The sequence below is a fragment of the Dyella silvatica genome (assembly GCF_026283955.1).
GTDB lineage: Bacteria > Pseudomonadota > Gammaproteobacteria > Xanthomonadales > Rhodanobacteraceae > Dyella_C > Dyella_C silvatica.
Genome location: NZ_JAPDPE010000002.1, coordinates 13,426 through 29,447 on the forward strand (window position 1 = coordinate 13,426; position 16,022 = coordinate 29,447).

General features: G+C 59.3%; 26 protein-coding genes. 2 read left to right on the plus strand and 24 right to left on the minus strand.

Translation table 11 applies throughout. The features are described 5' to 3' along the window. Positions 1-44 precede the first annotated feature (44 nt). Together OUZ52_RS00660 and bla are read left to right on the plus strand one after the other, a co-directional pair. The gene (locus tag OUZ52_RS00660; protein WP_425493750.1) at positions 45-1,658 is read left to right on the plus strand and encodes an amidase; all 1,614 of its coding nucleotides are present in this window, start codon (positions 45-47) and stop codon (positions 1,656-1,658) included. Between the two features lie 139 nt (positions 1,659-1,797). Continuing rightward, entirely contained in the window at positions 1,798-2,676 is an 879-nt protein-coding gene (gene bla, locus OUZ52_RS00665; protein WP_266156386.1) for a subclass B3 metallo-beta-lactamase, read from the plus strand. A gap of 30 nt (positions 2,677-2,706) precedes the next feature. On the opposite strand, the gene OUZ52_RS00670 is transcribed toward bla, so the two are convergent. The 24 genes from OUZ52_RS00670 to rpsS all read right to left on the minus strand — a co-directional run bounded on the left by OUZ52_RS00670 (position 2,707) and on the right by rpsS (position 16,020). Beyond that, on the minus strand, positions 2,707-4,074 hold the full coding sequence (locus tag OUZ52_RS00670) for a class II 3-deoxy-7-phosphoheptulonate synthase (protein ID WP_266156387.1): 1,368 nt from the start codon (positions 4,072-4,074) through the stop codon (positions 2,707-2,709). A 43-nt stretch (positions 4,075-4,117) separates the two neighbouring features. After that, positions 4,118-4,621, minus strand: coding sequence for a disulfide bond formation protein B (locus OUZ52_RS00675; RefSeq protein ID WP_266156388.1), 504 nt, complete (start codon positions 4,619-4,621; stop codon positions 4,118-4,120). Positions 4,622-4,881: 260 nt separating this feature from the next. After that, entirely contained in the window at positions 4,882-5,268 is a 387-nt protein-coding gene (gene rplQ / locus OUZ52_RS00680; RefSeq protein ID WP_266156389.1) for a 50S ribosomal protein L17, read from the minus strand. Between the two features lie 207 nt (positions 5,269-5,475). Beyond that, complete coding sequence (locus tag OUZ52_RS00685) at positions 5,476-6,474, minus strand: DNA-directed RNA polymerase subunit alpha (RefSeq protein WP_114845488.1); 999 nt, start codon at positions 6,472-6,474, stop codon at positions 5,476-5,478. 16 nt (positions 6,475-6,490) lie between these two features. Next, entirely contained in the window at positions 6,491-7,117 is a 627-nt protein-coding gene (rpsD, locus tag OUZ52_RS00690) for a 30S ribosomal protein S4 (protein WP_114845487.1), read from the minus strand. A gap of 11 nt (positions 7,118-7,128) precedes the next feature. Beyond that, positions 7,129-7,515: a 30S ribosomal protein S11 gene (gene rpsK / locus OUZ52_RS00695; RefSeq protein ID WP_007513384.1), complete on the minus strand. Its 387-nt coding sequence runs from the start codon at positions 7,513-7,515 to the stop codon at positions 7,129-7,131. Between the two features lie 12 nt (positions 7,516-7,527). Further along, the gene (gene rpsM, locus OUZ52_RS00700) at positions 7,528-7,884 is read right to left on the minus strand and encodes a 30S ribosomal protein S13 (protein ID WP_114845486.1); all 357 of its coding nucleotides are present in this window, start codon (positions 7,882-7,884) and stop codon (positions 7,528-7,530) included. Positions 7,885-8,020: 136 nt separating this feature from the next. Beyond that, positions 8,021-9,346, minus strand: coding sequence for a preprotein translocase subunit SecY (gene secY / locus OUZ52_RS00705; RefSeq protein ID WP_266156390.1), 1,326 nt, complete (start codon positions 9,344-9,346; stop codon positions 8,021-8,023). Between the two features lie 5 nt (positions 9,347-9,351). Beyond that, positions 9,352-9,783: a 50S ribosomal protein L15 gene (rplO, locus tag OUZ52_RS00710; protein ID WP_266156391.1), complete on the minus strand. Its 432-nt coding sequence runs from the start codon at positions 9,781-9,783 to the stop codon at positions 9,352-9,354. 5 nt (positions 9,784-9,788) lie between these two features. Beyond that, the gene (gene rpmD, locus OUZ52_RS00715; RefSeq protein WP_266156392.1) at positions 9,789-9,977 is read right to left on the minus strand and encodes a 50S ribosomal protein L30; all 189 of its coding nucleotides are present in this window, start codon (positions 9,975-9,977) and stop codon (positions 9,789-9,791) included. Next, positions 9,970-10,479, minus strand: coding sequence for a 30S ribosomal protein S5 (gene rpsE, locus OUZ52_RS00720; RefSeq protein ID WP_266156393.1), 510 nt, complete (start codon positions 10,477-10,479; stop codon positions 9,970-9,972). Before rpsE ends, rpmD begins: the two co-directional genes overlap by 8 nt. A gap of 152 nt (positions 10,480-10,631) precedes the next feature. Beyond that, on the minus strand, positions 10,632-10,985 hold the full coding sequence (gene rplR, locus OUZ52_RS00725; protein WP_266156394.1) for a 50S ribosomal protein L18: 354 nt from the start codon (positions 10,983-10,985) through the stop codon (positions 10,632-10,634). A 43-nt stretch (positions 10,986-11,028) separates the two neighbouring features. Then, complete coding sequence (gene rplF / locus OUZ52_RS00730; protein WP_266156395.1) at positions 11,029-11,556, minus strand: 50S ribosomal protein L6; 528 nt, start codon at positions 11,554-11,556, stop codon at positions 11,029-11,031. Positions 11,557-11,566: 10 nt separating this feature from the next. After that, positions 11,567-11,962, minus strand: coding sequence for a 30S ribosomal protein S8 (rpsH, locus tag OUZ52_RS00735; protein WP_114845479.1), 396 nt, complete (start codon positions 11,960-11,962; stop codon positions 11,567-11,569). Between the two features lie 226 nt (positions 11,963-12,188). After that, positions 12,189-12,494 carry a 30S ribosomal protein S14 gene (gene rpsN, locus OUZ52_RS00740; RefSeq protein WP_266156396.1) on the minus strand — a complete coding sequence of 102 codons (306 nt, stop codon included), beginning with the start codon at positions 12,492-12,494 and terminating at the stop codon, positions 12,189-12,191. Positions 12,495-12,510: 16 nt separating this feature from the next. Further along, complete coding sequence (rplE, locus tag OUZ52_RS00745; RefSeq protein ID WP_191983688.1) at positions 12,511-13,053, minus strand: 50S ribosomal protein L5; 543 nt, start codon at positions 13,051-13,053, stop codon at positions 12,511-12,513. 8 nt (positions 13,054-13,061) lie between these two features. Next, a complete protein-coding gene (gene rplX / locus OUZ52_RS00750; protein WP_114845476.1) occupies positions 13,062-13,376 on the minus strand; it encodes a 50S ribosomal protein L24 in 315 nt (104 codons plus the stop codon). Between the two features lie 13 nt (positions 13,377-13,389). Then, positions 13,390-13,758, minus strand: coding sequence for a 50S ribosomal protein L14 (gene rplN / locus OUZ52_RS00755; protein ID WP_114845475.1), 369 nt, complete (start codon positions 13,756-13,758; stop codon positions 13,390-13,392). A 15-nt stretch (positions 13,759-13,773) separates the two neighbouring features. Continuing rightward, on the minus strand, positions 13,774-14,034 hold the full coding sequence (rpsQ, locus tag OUZ52_RS00760; RefSeq protein WP_266156397.1) for a 30S ribosomal protein S17: 261 nt from the start codon (positions 14,032-14,034) through the stop codon (positions 13,774-13,776). A gap of 12 nt (positions 14,035-14,046) precedes the next feature. Further along, on the minus strand, positions 14,047-14,241 hold the full coding sequence (rpmC, locus tag OUZ52_RS00765) for a 50S ribosomal protein L29 (protein WP_114845473.1): 195 nt from the start codon (positions 14,239-14,241) through the stop codon (positions 14,047-14,049). Then, the gene (rplP, locus tag OUZ52_RS00770) at positions 14,241-14,654 is read right to left on the minus strand and encodes a 50S ribosomal protein L16 (RefSeq protein WP_266156398.1); all 414 of its coding nucleotides are present in this window, start codon (positions 14,652-14,654) and stop codon (positions 14,241-14,243) included. Before rplP ends, rpmC begins: the two co-directional genes overlap by 1 nt. 11 nt (positions 14,655-14,665) lie before the next feature. Further along, entirely contained in the window at positions 14,666-15,418 is a 753-nt protein-coding gene (rpsC, locus tag OUZ52_RS00775; protein WP_114845471.1) for a 30S ribosomal protein S3, read from the minus strand. A gap of 15 nt (positions 15,419-15,433) precedes the next feature. Continuing rightward, positions 15,434-15,748: a 50S ribosomal protein L22 gene (gene rplV, locus OUZ52_RS00780; RefSeq protein WP_266156399.1), complete on the minus strand. Its 315-nt coding sequence runs from the start codon at positions 15,746-15,748 to the stop codon at positions 15,434-15,436. Next, on the minus strand, positions 15,748-16,020 hold the full coding sequence (gene rpsS, locus OUZ52_RS00785; RefSeq protein WP_026635835.1) for a 30S ribosomal protein S19: 273 nt from the start codon (positions 16,018-16,020) through the stop codon (positions 15,748-15,750). Before rpsS ends, rplV begins: the two co-directional genes overlap by 1 nt. Positions 16,021-16,022 lie beyond the last annotated feature (2 nt).

Consider the following 16,022-nt stretch of genomic DNA (forward strand, 5'->3'; position numbering starts at 1 on the left):
TGGCACATCGCGACAACCTGCCACACACCCCGGAGGCTACTGTGATTCGTTCGCCGCTTAGTCATGCATGGCTGCTTGCCAGCTTGCTGGTCAGCACACCCCTGGTTGCACAAAGCGCCGCCGAGAGCGATGTCTGGTCATCCATCGCCAGCCTGCGCCAACGTATGGATAGCGGTGCATTGACCTGCCAGGCACTGGTGAAACAATTCGATGGCCGCATCGCCCGGATCGATCAATCGGGGCCGATGCTGCATGCAGTGATCGAACTGAATCCAGATGCCGGCAAGCTCGCCGATACGCTCGACGCAGAGCATGCTGCGGGCAAATCGCCGGGTGCGCTGCACGGGATCCCTGTTTTGCTGAAGGACAACATCGACACCGGCGACCGTATGCTGACCACCGCAGGCTCGCTGGCGTTGATCGATGCCCCCGCACCTCGCGATGCCGGCTTGGTGGAGCGTTTGCGTAAAAGCGGTGCGCTGATTCTGGGCAAGGCCAATCTCAGCGAATGGGCCAATATGCGTTCTGGCCATGCCAGCAGCGGCTGGAGTGCGCGCGGCGGGCAAACCCGTAATCCTTACGTACTCGATCGCAACCCCTGCGGCTCTAGCGCGGGTTCGGCCGCAGCGGTCGCCGCCGGGCTGGTAACCGTGGCCATCGGCAGCGAAACGGACGGCTCGATCATTTGTCCCGCGGCCAGCAACGGCATCGTCGGCATCAAGCCGACGCTTGGGCTGGTCAGCCGCAGCGGCATTATTCCGATCAGCCATAACCAGGACACTGCCGGCCCCATCGCACGCAGTGTCGCCGACGCCGCTGCCCTGCTCAGCGTTATCGCTGGCAACGACCCACGTGACCCGGCCACCAGCGATGCCGATAAACATGCCACCGACTACACGAAGTTTCTCGATCCCAACGGTTTAAAAGGCAAACGCATCGGCGTGGTGCGCAAACTGGCCGGCGCGGAACCGAATGCCGATCACGTGCTGGATCAATCCATCGCACTGATGAAAGCACAGGGCGCCATCATCATCGACCCAGTCGAGCTACCGCATTTGAAAGACCTCGGCGACGTCGAATTGACCGTGCTGTTGTATGACCTCAAGCACGACATGCAGGCCTATCTGGCGACGCGTACCGGCCTGAAAGTGAAAACCCTGGCCGACCTGATTGCCTTCAATCAGCGCGAGGCCGCTCGCGAAATGCCTTGGTTCGGACAAGAACTGTTCGAGCAGGCGCAAGCCAAAGGTCCACTGACCGACAAGGCGTATACCGACGCGCTGGCCAAGGCCAAACAACTCTCCGCCAAGGACGGGATCGATGCGGCTCTCGCAGCGCATCAGCTGGATGCTTTATTGGCGCCGTCATGGGGCCCGGCCTTTATGACCGATCCGGTGCTTGGCGATCACGTGGTCAGCGGCGATCCGACCGTGGGTGGTGCCTCGCAACCCGCGGCGATGGCCGGTTATCCATCGATCACCGTGCCAGCCGGCTTTGCGCATGACCTGCCCGTAGGCATCGTCTTGTTCGGCGCGAAGTGGAGTGAGCCGACGTTGATCACCATCGCCTACGGCTTTGAGCAGCACAGCAAGGTCTTTCGTGCGCCCACCTTCCTCGACACAGTGGGCGGCAAACCGCAGGTGGCGGCTAGCCCGTAAATTTCCTCTGGATCGCCATATGAGCGACTGACTACCGTCCTAGCCTCGGCAGTCGCTCCGGGCAATCGGCGCGACGCCACAGCAAAGACCATCGAGCTACAGGTGGCGTCGACGCAAGCTCGTTATCCAGGGACTACGCATGAAACGACTAATCTGTTGGGCACTGACCAGCGTCGCGATGACCGCCGCATTATCGGCGCACAGTGAAGAGGCCAGTTGGACTCAACCGCAAAAGCCCTTTCAGATCTACGCCAACACCTACTACGTCGGCACGCAGGGTTTGAGCGCCATCCTGATTACCTCGGCGCAAGGGCATGTACTGATCGACGCCCCCATGGAACACAACGCGTCGATGATCGAAGCCAATATTCGCGCACTGGGATTTCGTATCGAAGATATTCGCGTCGTGCTGAATTCGCATGCGCACTCCGATCATGCCGGCGGCATCGCTGAGCTGGCACGCGTGAGCGGCGCCAAAGTTCGAGCCAGTGTGGCCGGGGCGAAAGCCTTGAAACTGGGTGGTAAGGACCCCGAAGATCCGCAGTATGGCGAGGCTCCGCTGTTTCCCGCGGTCACCGATGTGGGCCTCGTCCGCGATGGCGAAACCATTCATGTCGGAACCACCGAACTGGTCGCCCATTACACCCCCGGGCATACGCCGGGCAGCACCTCATGGACATGGCGTTCGTGCGATCAAGAGCATTGTTTGAACATCGCCTATGCCGACAGTCTTACGCCCTTGAGCTCCGATGGCTTCCGTTTCAGCGATGAGGCCAAGCACCCGCACCGCGTCGAAGACTATCGTCAGGCCATCGCGACCGTGGCAGCACTACCCTGCGATATCCTGATCACGCCGCACCCGGACGCCAGCGACTTCCTGGAACGGGTGGCCAAACGCGATCAGGGAGTAAAGCCGAACCCACTGATCGATACTCAGGCGTGTAAAGCCTATGCCGCGGGTGCGAGCGTCAAATTGGCAGCGCGGCTGGCCAAAGAGAAAACCGAGCACCCGCACTGAGCGGCAGCTGCCAGGCCTGACGATGCCTCGTCAGGCCATGCCGCCGGACTTGCGCACGATCAGCATGGCCAGTTCCAGCGACTGCTCGTAATTGAGCCGGGGATCGACCATCGATTTGTACGCACGATTGAGATCGGCCTCATTCAAATCGCGGGCCCCACCCATGCATTCAGTGACATCTTCGCCGGTGAGCTCTAGATGTACGCCGCCCAGGCGTGTTCCGGCGGCGGCGTGGATATCGAAGGCTTGATCCAGCTCGCCGCGGATATTGTCAAAACGGCGGGTCTTGTAGCCATTGGAGGTGCTTTCGGTATTGCCATGCATCGGATCGGCTACCCATAGCACGCGCCGACCGGCGCGCTTCACCGCCTCCAGCAATGTCGGCAGCGCAGTCGCGATCTGTGCGTTGCCCATGCGATGGATCAGGGTCAATCGGCCCGGCTCGTCACTAGGATTGAGCACATCGATCAAGCGCAGCAAATCATCGGATTTCGCGGTCGGTCCGACTTTCACGGCAATCGGATTGCTGATGCCGCGGAAGTACTCGGTATGCGCGCCATCCAGCGCTGCGGTGCGCATGCCGATCCACGGAAACTGCGTCGACAGGTTGAACCAGCCCTGGTGCCGCGGCACCTGGCGTGTCATGGCCTGTTCGTAGTGCAGCAACAGGGCTTCATGCGAGGTGAAAAAATCGACCCGCGTGAAACCGGCAATCGGTCCGGCCAGGGTTTCCATAAAGCGTAGCGAGTCGCCGATGCCCGCCACCATGCGCCGATACTCGGCGGCCAAGGGCGCATGCTCGACCCAGGCCAGATCCCAGTATTCGGGATGATGCAGATCGGCGAACCCACCATCGATCAGTGCCCGCACAAAATTCATGGTCAAGGCGGAGTGCGCGTGCGCCTGAATCAGTCGCTGCGGATCCGCGCGCCGCGCCTCGGCGGTAAACCCCGGCCCATTGACCACATCGCCGCGAAAGCTGGGCAACGTCACACCGTCACGGGTTTCCGTGTCGGTGGAGCGTGGCTTGGCATATTGACCGGCGAAACGCCCAACGCGCAGTACCGGCTTCTTAAGCCCATGCACCAAGACCAGGCTCATTTGCAGCAGCACTTTGAGCCGATTGGAGATAATCGGGCTGGTGCAGTCGACAAAGCTCTCGGCGCAATCGCCACCTTGCAATAAGAATCGCTGCCCTTCCTGTGCCTCGGCCAGGGCCTGCTTCAGTGCCCGTACTTCCCACGACGTCACCAACGGCGGCAATTGCGCCAGCTGCGTGGTGGCGCGGGCAAGTTCGGCGGCATCCTCATAAACCGGCTGTTGCAGCGCGACACGTTGCTGCCAGGAATCAGGCGCCCAGGCGTCGGGTTTAAGCGGGGTGGGAGAAGGGTGATTCATCGATGCAGCCTCACAGGCCAGTAACTTTCAGGAGGCATTCGCCTCAACGGGACGCACGTCTACGCATGGCGGCCGACACCGCCCAAATGACCAATACCAGATACCAGAACAAGGTCCACGCTGGCATGGGCAAGCCCAGGATGGGCTCGAGCTTGGCGCACTCGCCCGAACCGGTGAACACCATCTTCAGCATCTTGGCGAACGGGAAGGCATCCATCATGTAGCCGAGATTCGGCCCGCAGGACGGAATCTGATCGGCCGGCAGGGTCTGCAGCCACAGGTGCCGAGCCGCCGTACCGATGCCAGCGAGAGCACCGATGACGACGCCACCGGTGATCACCCAACGCAGCTTGCCGCGTGGCGCTAACAAGGCTCCGAGCAGGAAAAACACCCCCATGACCATGAAGGCGATCCGCTGAAAGATACACAGCGGGCACGGAACCATGCCCAATACGTGCTCGCCATAAAGCGCAAAGCCCAGCAGGCCGACACAAATCAAAAAGCCGGCAGAGAAAACGGCACGGTAAGACCAACGCAGTGGGTTCATGGGGCACCATCATGTTGCGAGGCAGCAACCTTAGCTGCTCACCATCGCGCTGTCAGCTGCCGTCGTACACCCTCTTCTGGGTGGAACTAGCGCAGGCTCATGATGTCCGCGCCGTCAGAGGCAGCTTCAGTGCCTTCGCTTCAAAACGATGGATTCCCAACGGCAGGACAATTCAGCGCGACGCGCTGTCACCGCTTTCCAGAAAAAACAAACCCCGGCTGGTTGCCCGGCCGGGGTTGTTTAGATCGTGCAAGAATCGCTTACTCGGCGTCGACTGCGTCAACCGCTGCCGGGCGACCCACCAGCTCGACATAGGCCATCGGCGCAGTGTCGCCAGGGCGGAAGCCGCACTTCAGGATACGCAGGTAACCGCCGGGACGCTCGCGGTAACGCGGGCCCAGCTCGACGAACAACTTGCCCACAGCCTGTTTGTCGCGCAAACGCGAGAAAGCAAGGCGGCGGTTGGCAACGCCGTCGGTCTTGGCGAGCGTGATCAGCGGCTCGGCAACGCGGCGAAGCTCTTTCGCCTTCGGCAAGGTGGTGCGGATCAACTCATGCTTCATCAGCGAGGAGGCCATATTGCGGAACATGGCTTCGCGATGCGAGCTGGTGCGATTGAGTTTGCGTCCGGATTTTTGGTGGCGCATGGCTAGAACTCTCTATCTGTTGTTATGAAAAGTCGACGACTAAAGCCGGCTTCCCGCGGTTACCCGCTATTACGAGCCACTGTGCAGCAGGCTCTTATGAGATTGCGGCCATGGATGACCGCTTCTGGCGCCTGGCGAGAGAGCTAAGCTCAAACTCGCCAGTTCGCCGGTATCACTGCGATCATGATCGATCGCAAAAACAAGACATCAACCCAGCTGCATACCGTGCGACAAGCCCGGCGGCGGCCAGTTTTCAAGCTTCATGCCGAGTGCGAGACCACGCCCGCCCAGGACATCCTTGATTTCGGTCAGCGACTTCTTGCCAAGATTCGGCGTCTTAAGCAGCTCGACTTCGGTCTTCTGCACCAGGTCGCCGATGTAATAGATGCTCTCGGCCTTCAGGCAGTTTGCCGAACGCACGGTGAGCTCCAAATCGTCGATCGGACGCAGCAGCAACGGGTCGAAACCGCCCTTCTCTGCTTTGTCGGTAGCGCTCTCGCGACGCGAGAAGTCACCAAACACCGACAGCTGGTCGTTGAGGATTTCAGCAGCCTTGCGAACTGCGTCTTCCGCACCGATGGTGCCGTTGGTCTCGATGTCCAGCACCAGCTTGTCGAGGTTGGTGCGCTGCTCAACGCGAGCTGCGTCCACTTCGTAAGCCACGCGCAGCACTGGCGCAAACGAGGCATCGAGCTGCAAGCGACCGATCGGCCGAGTTTCCTCGTCCGGATGCTGGCGCGCGCTGGCCGGCTGGTAGCCGACGCCGCGACGCACCTTCAGGCGCATGTTCAACGCGATGTCTTTGGTCAGGTGGCAAATGACATGCTCGGGGTTGATGATTTCCACCGAGTGATCCACCTGGATATCGCCAGCGGTCACAACGCCCTTGCCTTTCTTGGCCAAGGTCAAGGTGACTTCGTCACCCGTGTGCTGGCGAATCGCCACGTCTTTCAGGTTCAGCAGGACTTCGATCACGTCCTCCTGCAAACCTTCCAGAGTGGTGTACTCATGAAGCACGCCATCAATTTCAACCTCGACAATGGCACTGCCAGGAATCGAGGAGAGCAACACGCGACGCAGCGCGTTACCCAGTGTATGGCCGAAACCTCGCTCGAGCGGCTCGACAACCACCTTTGCGCGGTTGGCTCCGAGTTGCTCGACGCTGAGGCCACGAGGCCGTAGCACGCTAGTAGACGAAACTGCCATGCAGGGCTCCGGTTGATTACTTCGAGTAAAGCTCGACGATCAAGCTCTCATTGATATCGGACGGCAAATCACCGCGATCCGGTACCGACTTGAACGTACCTTCGAACTTCTTGGCGTCGACTTCGACCCACTGCGGACGCAAGTCCATGGTGTCGAACACGGTCGCCGCTTCTTGTACGCGCAGCTGAGTGCGTGCACGTTCGGTCAGCGCGATCGCATCGCCCGGGCGAACCTGGTACGACGGAATGTTCACTTTCTTGCCGTTCACCAGGATTGCCTTGTGGGCAACCAACTGACGAGCCTGGGCGCGGGTCACCGCAAAACCCATGCGATAAACGACGTTGTCCAGACGGCTTTCGAGCAAGCGCAGCAAGTTCTCGCCAGTGTTGCCCTTGAGGGTCGACGCTTTGGCGTAGTAGTTGCTGAACTGACGTTCAAGCACACCGTAGATGCGCTTGACCTTCTGCTTTTCGCGCAGCTGCAGCGCGTAATCGGACATACGCATGCGCTTGTTGGCGCCATGCTGACCGGGTTTGTTTTCCAGCTTGCACTTGGAGTCGATGGCGCGAGCCGGACTCTTCAGACTGAGATCTGCACCCTCACGACGGGCGAGTTTGCAGGTAGCTCCACGATAACGGGCCATGGGTTTGCTCCTTAGACTCGACGCTTCTTGGGGGGACGGCAGCCGTTGTGCGGAATCGGCGTGACGTCAATGATGTTGAGCACCTTGTAGCCCAGCGCGTTCAACGAACGCACAGCGGACTCACGACCCGGACCCGGGCCTTTGATGCGTACTTCAACCGTCTTCACACCGTAATCGCCTGCAGCACGACCGGCCTTTTCGGCAGCGACCTGTGCGGCAAATGGGGTCGACTTACGCGAACCGCGGAAACCCGCGCCGCCTGCAGTCGCCCACGACAGAGCATTGCCCTGACGATCGGTGATGGTGACGATGGTGTTATTGAAAGAAGCTTGCACGTGGGCCACGGCATCCGTGACAACGCGCTTGATCTTCTTCTTGGTCTTAACCGGCTTAGCCATATTCGGAATCCGTTACTTCTTGATCGCGCGACGGGGACCCTTGCGGGTACGTGCGTTAGTACGCGTGCGCTGGCCGCGCACCGGCAGGCCACGGCGGTGGCGCAGACCGCGGTAGCAACCTAGATCCATCAGACGCTTGATGGCGATACCCACCTCACGGCGCAGATCGCCCTCGACAACATACTTGCCAATTTCGGCACGTAGCTTTTCAACTTCACCTTCGCTGAGGGACTTGATCTGGGTGGTCGGAACCACGCCAGCGTCCACACAGACCTTCTTGGCCCGGCTGCGACCGATGCCATAAATGCTTTGCAGGCCAACCCAGACATGCTTCTGGACCGGCAAATTGACACCCGCGATGCGCGCCATGATGTATTTCTCCGATGCGTTTCGTGCGCGGTAAACGCGCAACTTTAACTTGAATTACCCCAACAGGAAAGCCCTGCGGCACTAGGTGCCGCCACTCCCCGACTTAAAGTCCTTTCTTCAGCGCCCCAGCAGCCATTCAGTTGCGGCGAAGATTGGACTTCTTGAGCAGACTTTCATATTGGTGACTGACCAAGTGCGCCTGCACCTGAGCAGTGAAGTCCATCACCACGACTACGACGATCAGCAGAGAGGTGCCACCGAAGTAGAAAGGAACATGCCAAAGGCTTTGCATAAACGACGGCACCAGGCAAACCAGCACCAAGTACACCGCGCCGATACCAGTCAAACGGGTCATTACGCCGTCGATATACTCGCCAGTTGCTCGACCTGGACGAATACCTGGAATCAATGCGCCAGAGCGCTTGAGGTTATCTGCGGTCTCCTGCGAGTTGAAAACGATCGCCGTATAGAAGAAAGCGAACGAAATCACCAGCACAGCAAACACGATGTCGTAAAGCGGGCTACCCGGGCTCAGCTGCGAGATCAACTCTTGCAGCCAGCGCGACTGGCTTCCATTACCAAGCCAGCTTGCCGCCGTCGCCGGAAACATCAGCAGGCTCGAGGCGAAGATCGGCGGAATCACACCCGCCATATTGATCTTCAACGGCAAATGCGAGGTCTGATTCATGTAGGCCTGCTGCCCACCTGAACGACGCGCGTAATTCACCGTAATACGCCGCTGTGCCCGCTCCATGTACACCACGAACGCGGTAACCGCCAAAATCAGTCCAATCACCAGGATCAACTTCAGCACTGAAAGCTCGCCGTTGTTGGTCATGGTCAAGGTATGTGCCACCGCACCCGGCAGGCCAGAAACGATGCCTGCGAAGATCAGCAGCGAAATACCGTTGCCGATACCACGCTCGGTGATCTGTTCGCCCAGCCACATCAGGAACATCGTGCCGGCGGTAAGGCCGACGATCGACGCCATGACGAAGCCAAAACCTGGCGTGTACACCACCGGCGCGCCACCGGATGCGACCTGCTTCTGCAGGGCCATCGCGATACCAAACGCCTGAAATGCTGCCAGGCCGACCGTGCCGAAGCGGGTGTACATGGTCATCTTGCGACGCCCCGCCTCACCCTCTTTGCGCAGCTGCTGCAGGCTCGGAATGACCGCACCCATCATCTGCACCACGATCGAGGCCGAAATGTACGGCACCACACCCAGTGCGAACACTGAAAAACGAGCCAGCGAGCCACCTGAGAACATGTTGAACATGCTCATCAGGCCGCCGCCTTGTTCAATCAGACTCGTCATCGCCTCCGGATTGACACCCGGAACCGGAATGAACGAACCAAGACGGAACACGATCAACGCAGCAAGCACAAAGAAAATGCGCTGACGTAGCTCCGTCAACTTACCAAGCGATCCGAGCGATGTGCCCTGGGCTGCCGCCACGTTGATTACTCCACGCTGCCGCCGGCAGCCTCAATGGCTGCCTTGGCACCAGCAGTAGCCAGTACACCGGACAGTTTCACCGCACGGCCGATTTCACCCTTGGCGACAACCTTGACCTTCTTCGCATGGCTGTCGATCAGACCAGCCTGATGCAGAACGATGGTGTCGATCACGTCAGCCTTGAGGCTGGCCAACTGATACAGGAACACTTCCTGGCTCTCGCGCTTCTTCAGCGAGCGAAAGCCCACCTTCGGCAAGCGACGCTGCAACGGCATCTGACCGCCTTCGAAGCCGTAACGGTGCGTACCGCCGGCGCGAGCGTGCTGACCCTTGTGACCGCGACCAGCCGTTTTACCCAGGCCCGAACCGATACCGCGACCCACGCGAAGACGCGTTTTGCGCGAACCAGCGGCCGGCTTGATGTCATTAAGACGCATGTTGTTTACTCCTCAACCCGCACAAGGTAGTAGACCGTGTTGATCAGACCGCGAACCTGCGGGCTGTCTTTCAATTCACGGACGTCGTTGAGCTTGCCCAGGCCGAGCGCCTTCACGCTCAAGCGGTGACGGCTCTGCACACCGCGCAGGCCTTTGACCAAGCGCACGCGTACGGTTTTTTCGTTGTTAGCCATTGCCCAGCACCTCTTCCAGGGTCTTGCCGCGCTTGGCCGCGATCTGCTTCGGCGAAGCGATGGCCTGCAGGCCTTTGATGGTGGCGCGAACCAGGTTGATCGGGTTACGCGAACCCACCGCCTTGGCCAGCACGTTCTTGACGCCAACGACTTCCAGCACAGCGCGCATGGCGCCGCCGGCAATCACGCCGGTACCTTCGGAAGCGGGCTGCATAAACACGCGAGCTGCGCCGTGGTTAGCCTTGATGGCATACCACAGGGTGCCGTTGTTCAGGTCGATGCTCACCATTTGACGACGGGCGCGCTCCATGGCCTTGGAAATGGCAACCGGCACTTCGCGCGCCTTGCCATAACCAAAACCAACGCGGCCTTCGCCGTCGCCAACCACGGTCAGCGCAGTGAAGCTCATCTGGCGGCCACCCTTAACGGTCTTGGCCACGCGGTTGACGGCGATCAGCTTTTCGAGCAGGCCGTCTGAATTTTCGCGATCGGTAGAAGACATGTTCTTTTCCGTATGCCCGGACTATCCGGGACTTTTGCTTGCGGCTGTGCCGCTTGGAGTTGTTTTCTGTGGAGCTGGGAGCCAGGAGTAAAGAGCTTGCGCGAGTCAAAACAACCAACAGCGCTAGCCTCTACTCCCGAATTCCCGATCAATCAGAACTTCAGGCCAGCCTCACGAGCGGCATCGGCCAAAGCCTTGATGCGACCGTGATAGCGGAAACCCGAACGATCAAACGCCACCGACTCAATACCGGCAGCCTTGGCGCGCTCGGCAACCGCTTTACCTACAGCAGCGGCAGCTTCGCAATTCTTGGTGCCATTCAGACCTTCGGATACCGACTTCTGCACGGTGGAGGCAGCAGCCACCACGTTCAGGCCAGTGGCGTCGAAGACTTGTGCGTACAGGTGCTGACCCGTGCGATGCACCGACAAACGGGGCACTGCGAGCTCACGGATGTGAGCGCGGGTGGATTTTGCACGACGGAGGCGGGATTCATTCTTGTTCATAGTGTTTCTCCAGAAAGCGGATAGGCCAGCACCTTTCAGTGCATTACGCCTTCTTGGCTTCCTTCAGCGTGATCTTCTCGCCGGCGTAGCGAACGCCCTTGCCCTTGTACGGCTCCGGTGGGCGGTAGCCACGAATCTTCGCAGCGACCTCACCAACGAGCTGCTTGTCCGAGCCCTTGATAACGACTTCGGTCTGCGTCGGAGTTTCGATGCTGATGCCTTCCGGCGCGTCGAACACCACCGGATGCGAAAAGCCCAGGCTCAGGTTCAAAGCTTTGCCGGCCATCGATGCGCGGTAACCCACGCCAACCAGCTCAAGCTTGCGCTCGAAACCGTCGGACACGCCTTTGATCATGTTCGCCAGCAGTGCGCGAGCCGTACCACCGAACTTGTCTTCGGCACCCTCGGCGACACTGATGTTCACGGTGCCGTTGTCCACCGCCACGGAAACACCGGGCAGTGCATGCAACGACAACGAACCCTTCGGACCTTTGACCGAGATGCCTTCTTCGGCAATCTTCAGCTCAACGCCCTTCGGCAGGGAAATCGGTTTTTTGGCAACACGGGACATCGTCGACTCCTTATGCCACTTGGCCGATGACTTCGCCGCCCAAACCCTTAGCACGGGCCTGCGCGTCGGTCAGAAGACCGGCAGAAGTCGAGATAATCGAGATACCCAGGCCGCCGAGAACCTTCGGCAACTCGTCCTTGCCGCGATAAACGCGCAGGCCGGAGCGGCTGACACGGGAGATACGCTCGATGGCCGGGCGGCCTTCGAAGTACTTGAGCTTAAGCTCGAGTACCGGCTTGCCTTCCTGAGTGGAGGTCTTTGCGTCGAGGATATAACCCTCGTTTTTCAGAAGGCTGGCGATAGCCACCTTCAACTTCGACGACGGCATGCTTACGGCCTGCTTGCCCGTGAGCTGGGCATTGCGGATGCGCGTAAACAGATCGGCGATGGGATCAGTCATGCTCATGAAAACATCCTTCAGAGTGCACCGATATCCGATAAAACCGGAAATCAATTTTAGATTGTGAGCCGGCAAAGCGCCGGCCTGCATTACGCAGACCGCCGACTATAACAGCTTGTTTCCAGTTTTGCGAATATCGATGCGTAATCGCATCAACGGCTGCACGTTACCGTGCAACCGCCGTTCTCATCCGCGGCACCGAAATGCCGCGGATGTGTATTGGGCAAATCGATTACCAGCTGGCCTTGCGCAGACCTGGAACGTCACCGCGCATGGTAGCTTCACGCAATTTGTTACGGCCGAGGCCGAACTTGCGATACACACCACGCGGACGACCGGACAATTCGCAGCGGTTACGCTGGCGGACTGGGCTGGCGTCACGCGGCAGCTTCTGCAGCTTGGTCTGAGCTTCCATCTTCTCCTCGTAGGAGGCGCTGGGGCTCAACACAATTGCTTTCAGTTCTGCACGCTTGGTGGCGTACTTCTTGACGATTTTGGTCCGCTTGATATCGCGGTTCACCATCGATGTCTTAGCCATGGGTCTCTCGCGTCTATCAGTTACGGAACGGGAAGCTGAAGGCTTCCAGCAACGCTTTGGCTTCTTCGTCGGTCTTGGCCGTGGTGGTGATGGAGATATCCATACCGCGCACTGCGTCGATCTGATCGAAGTCGATTTCCGGGAAGATGATCTGTTCCCGAACGCCGAAGTTGTAGTTGCCGCGACCGTCGAAAGCACGACCGGAGACACCACGGAAGTCGCGAGTACGCGGCAACGAGATGTTGATCAGGCGATCGAGGAATTCCCACATCTGGGCGCGACGCAAGGTGACCTTGCAGCCGATCGGCCAGCCGTCACGGATCTTGAACGAGGCAACGGATACGCGCGCCTTGGTCGTGATCGGCTTCTGGCCTGCGATCTTGGCCATATCGGCCACGGCGTTCTCGAGCACTTTCTTATTGCCCGCCGCTTCGCCCACGCCCATGTTCAGCGTGATTTTGGTGATGCGGGGAACCTGCATCACATTCTGGTAACCGAAGCGCTCAGTGAGCTTCTGCATTACCTGTTCTTTATAAAACGTTTCAAGGCGCGTCATGATCGTGTTCCTTACGCGTCCACGACCTCGCCAGACGAACGGAACACGCGGACCTTACGCTTATCTTCAAGCGTTTTGATACCGACGCGCTCACCCTTGTTCGTGGCGGGGTTGAACAGCTGCACATTAGAGATATGGATCGAAGCCTCACGCTCAACGATGCCGCCGGCCTGGTTGGCTTGCGGATTCGGCTTGGTGTGGCGCTTGATCAGGTTCACGTTGGAGACGAACACGCGATCGCCATCAACGCGCAGCACGTCGCCGCGCTGACCTTTGTTTTTACCGGTGATCACGAGGACCTGATCACCTTTGCGGATACGGTTCATGTCTGGTCTCCGCTCAGAGCACTTCGGGCGCGAGGGAGACGATCTTCATGAACTTCTCGCTGCGCAGCTCGCGGGTAACCGGCCCGAAAATACGGGTACCGATCGGCTCGAGCTTGTTGTTGAGGAGCACCGCTGCATTACCGTCGAAACGGATCAGCGAGCCATCCGGACGGCGTACACCCTTGGCGGTACGAACCACCACGGCGTTGTACACCTCACCCTTCTTTACCTTGCCACGCGGAATCGCATCTTTCACGGTGACTTTGATCACGTCACCGATGCCGGCGTAACGGCGCTTGGAGCCACCGAGCACCTTGATGCACATCAATTCCTTCGCACCGCTGTTGTCCGCTGCGGAAAGCGTGCTTTGCATCTGAATCATGTTTGCACCCTCCCCTTAGACGCTGGCGCGCGTGATGATTTCGACCACGCGGTGATGCTTGGTCTTGGACAACGGACGGCATTCTGCGATGCGGACGAGATCACCTTCGTTCGCGCCGAGATCGTCCTGCGCATGCAACTTGGTCGAACGGCGAATGATTTTGCCGAGCAGCCAATGCTGAACCTGACGCTCGATCAAAACGGTGACCGTCTTGTTCATTTTGTTGCTGGTGACGCGACCCTCGAGGGTACGCACCTGTTTTTGGTTATCGCTCATATCCGCCGTCCCTTACTTCTTGCCGCCGAGCACAAACTTCGTGCGGGCAATGTCGCGCCGTACACGGCGCAGTTGGTGCGGCTGGTTGAGCTGGCCGGTGCCTTTCTGCATACGCAAGTTGAATTGCTCCTTGCGCAGGTCCAGCAGATGCTGTTTCAGCTCGTCGGCCGACTTGTCTTTGATCGTGTTGATCGCTTTGGTGGCCATCACATCACCGCCCTGGTCACAAACTGGGTCTGTACCGGGAGCTTCGCGGCAGCCAGGCGGAACGCCTCGCGTGCAGTCTGCTCGTCGACACCTTCGATTTCATAAACCATGCGGCCGGGCTGGACCAGAGCGACCCAGAATTCCACGCCGCCCTTACCTGCGCCCATTCGAACTTCGATCGGCTTCTTGGTAATCGGCTTATCGGGGAACACGCGGATCCACAACTTGCCACCACGCTTCACGAAACGGGTGATGCAGCGACGACCCGCCTCGATCTGACGCGCGGTCAGCGCGCCAGTCATGGTGGACTTCAGGCCGTACTCGCCAAAGCTGACGACGTTCGCGCACTGGGCCAAGCCGTCATTACGGCCCTTGAACTGCTTACGGTATTTGGTTCGTTTAGGTTGCAACATGGCAACTCTCCTTACTTCGCCGTCCGCTCGCGACGGCCTTCACCGCCCTCGCGACGCGAATCACCACGACGACCTTCGCCACCTTCGCGGCGCGGCTGCGATTGCTCGTCTTTCGACTCTTGGGCGGCCTGGGCCAGATCAAAGATCTCACCCTTATAGATCCACACCTTGATGCCGATGATGCCGTAGGTGGTCTTCGCCTCGGCAAAGCCGTAGTCGATGTCGGCACGCAGCGTATGCAGCGGCACGCGACCTTCGCGGCTCCATTCAGAACGAGCGATCTCGGCACCGTTCAGGCGGCCGGAGACGTTGATTTTGATACCCAGTGCACCGAGGCGCATCGCGTTGCCGACCGAGCGCTTCATGGCGCGGCGGAACATGATGCGACGCTCGAGCTGCTGCGCGATCGACTCGGCAACCAGCTGCGCGTCAAGCTCGGGCTTGCGCACTTCGCTGACATTGATGTGCGCCGGAACGCCCATCAGCTGGCTGACTTCCTTGCGCAGCTTCTCGATATCCTCACCTTTCTTGCCGATCACCACGCCCGGACGGGCGGTGTGAATCGTCACGCGTGCGGTTTTAGCCGGACGCTCGATCAGGATTTTCGAGATGCCAGCCTGGGCTAGCTTCTTGCGCAGCATTTCACGGACTTTCAAATCGGCCGCGAGATACTTGGCGTAATCGCCCTTATTGGCGTACCACTTCGAGTTCCAGTCCTTGGCAATGCCGAGGCGGATACCGGTGGGATGAACTTTATGACCCATCGTCTACGTCCCCAGTCAGTTGCCAACAACCACAGTGATGTGGCTGGTGCGCTTCAAAATGCGGGCGTACATGCGCTTCATGGCCGGACCTTCATCCACGAAGATGCTCGAGACCTTCAGCTCGTCGACGTCAGCGCCGAGATTGTTCTCGGCGTTGGCAACGGCTGACAGCAGTACCTTGCGAACAAGGAGTGCAGCCTTCTTGTTGGTGAATTGGAGCACGTCGCTGGCGCGGCCCACGGGTAATCCGCGAACCAGGTCAGCAACCAGGCGTGCCTTCTGCGCCGAAATGCGGGCGCTGCGCAGGATCGCTTTGGCTTCAGTGCTCATCACTTGCCCTTCTTATCGCCGCCATGGCCCTTGAAAGTACGCGTCACTGCGAATTCGCCGAGCTTGTGCCCGACCATATTCTCGTTGACGAGTACCGGCACGTGCTGGCGACCGTTGTGGATGGCGATGGTCAACCCAACCATTTCTGGCAGGATCATGGAACGACGCGACCAGGTTTTGATCGGACGCTTGTTATTAGTGGAAACCGCAGCTTCCACCTTCTTCACGAGGTGAAGGTCGACGAACGGACCTTTCTTTAAAGAACGCGGCATGT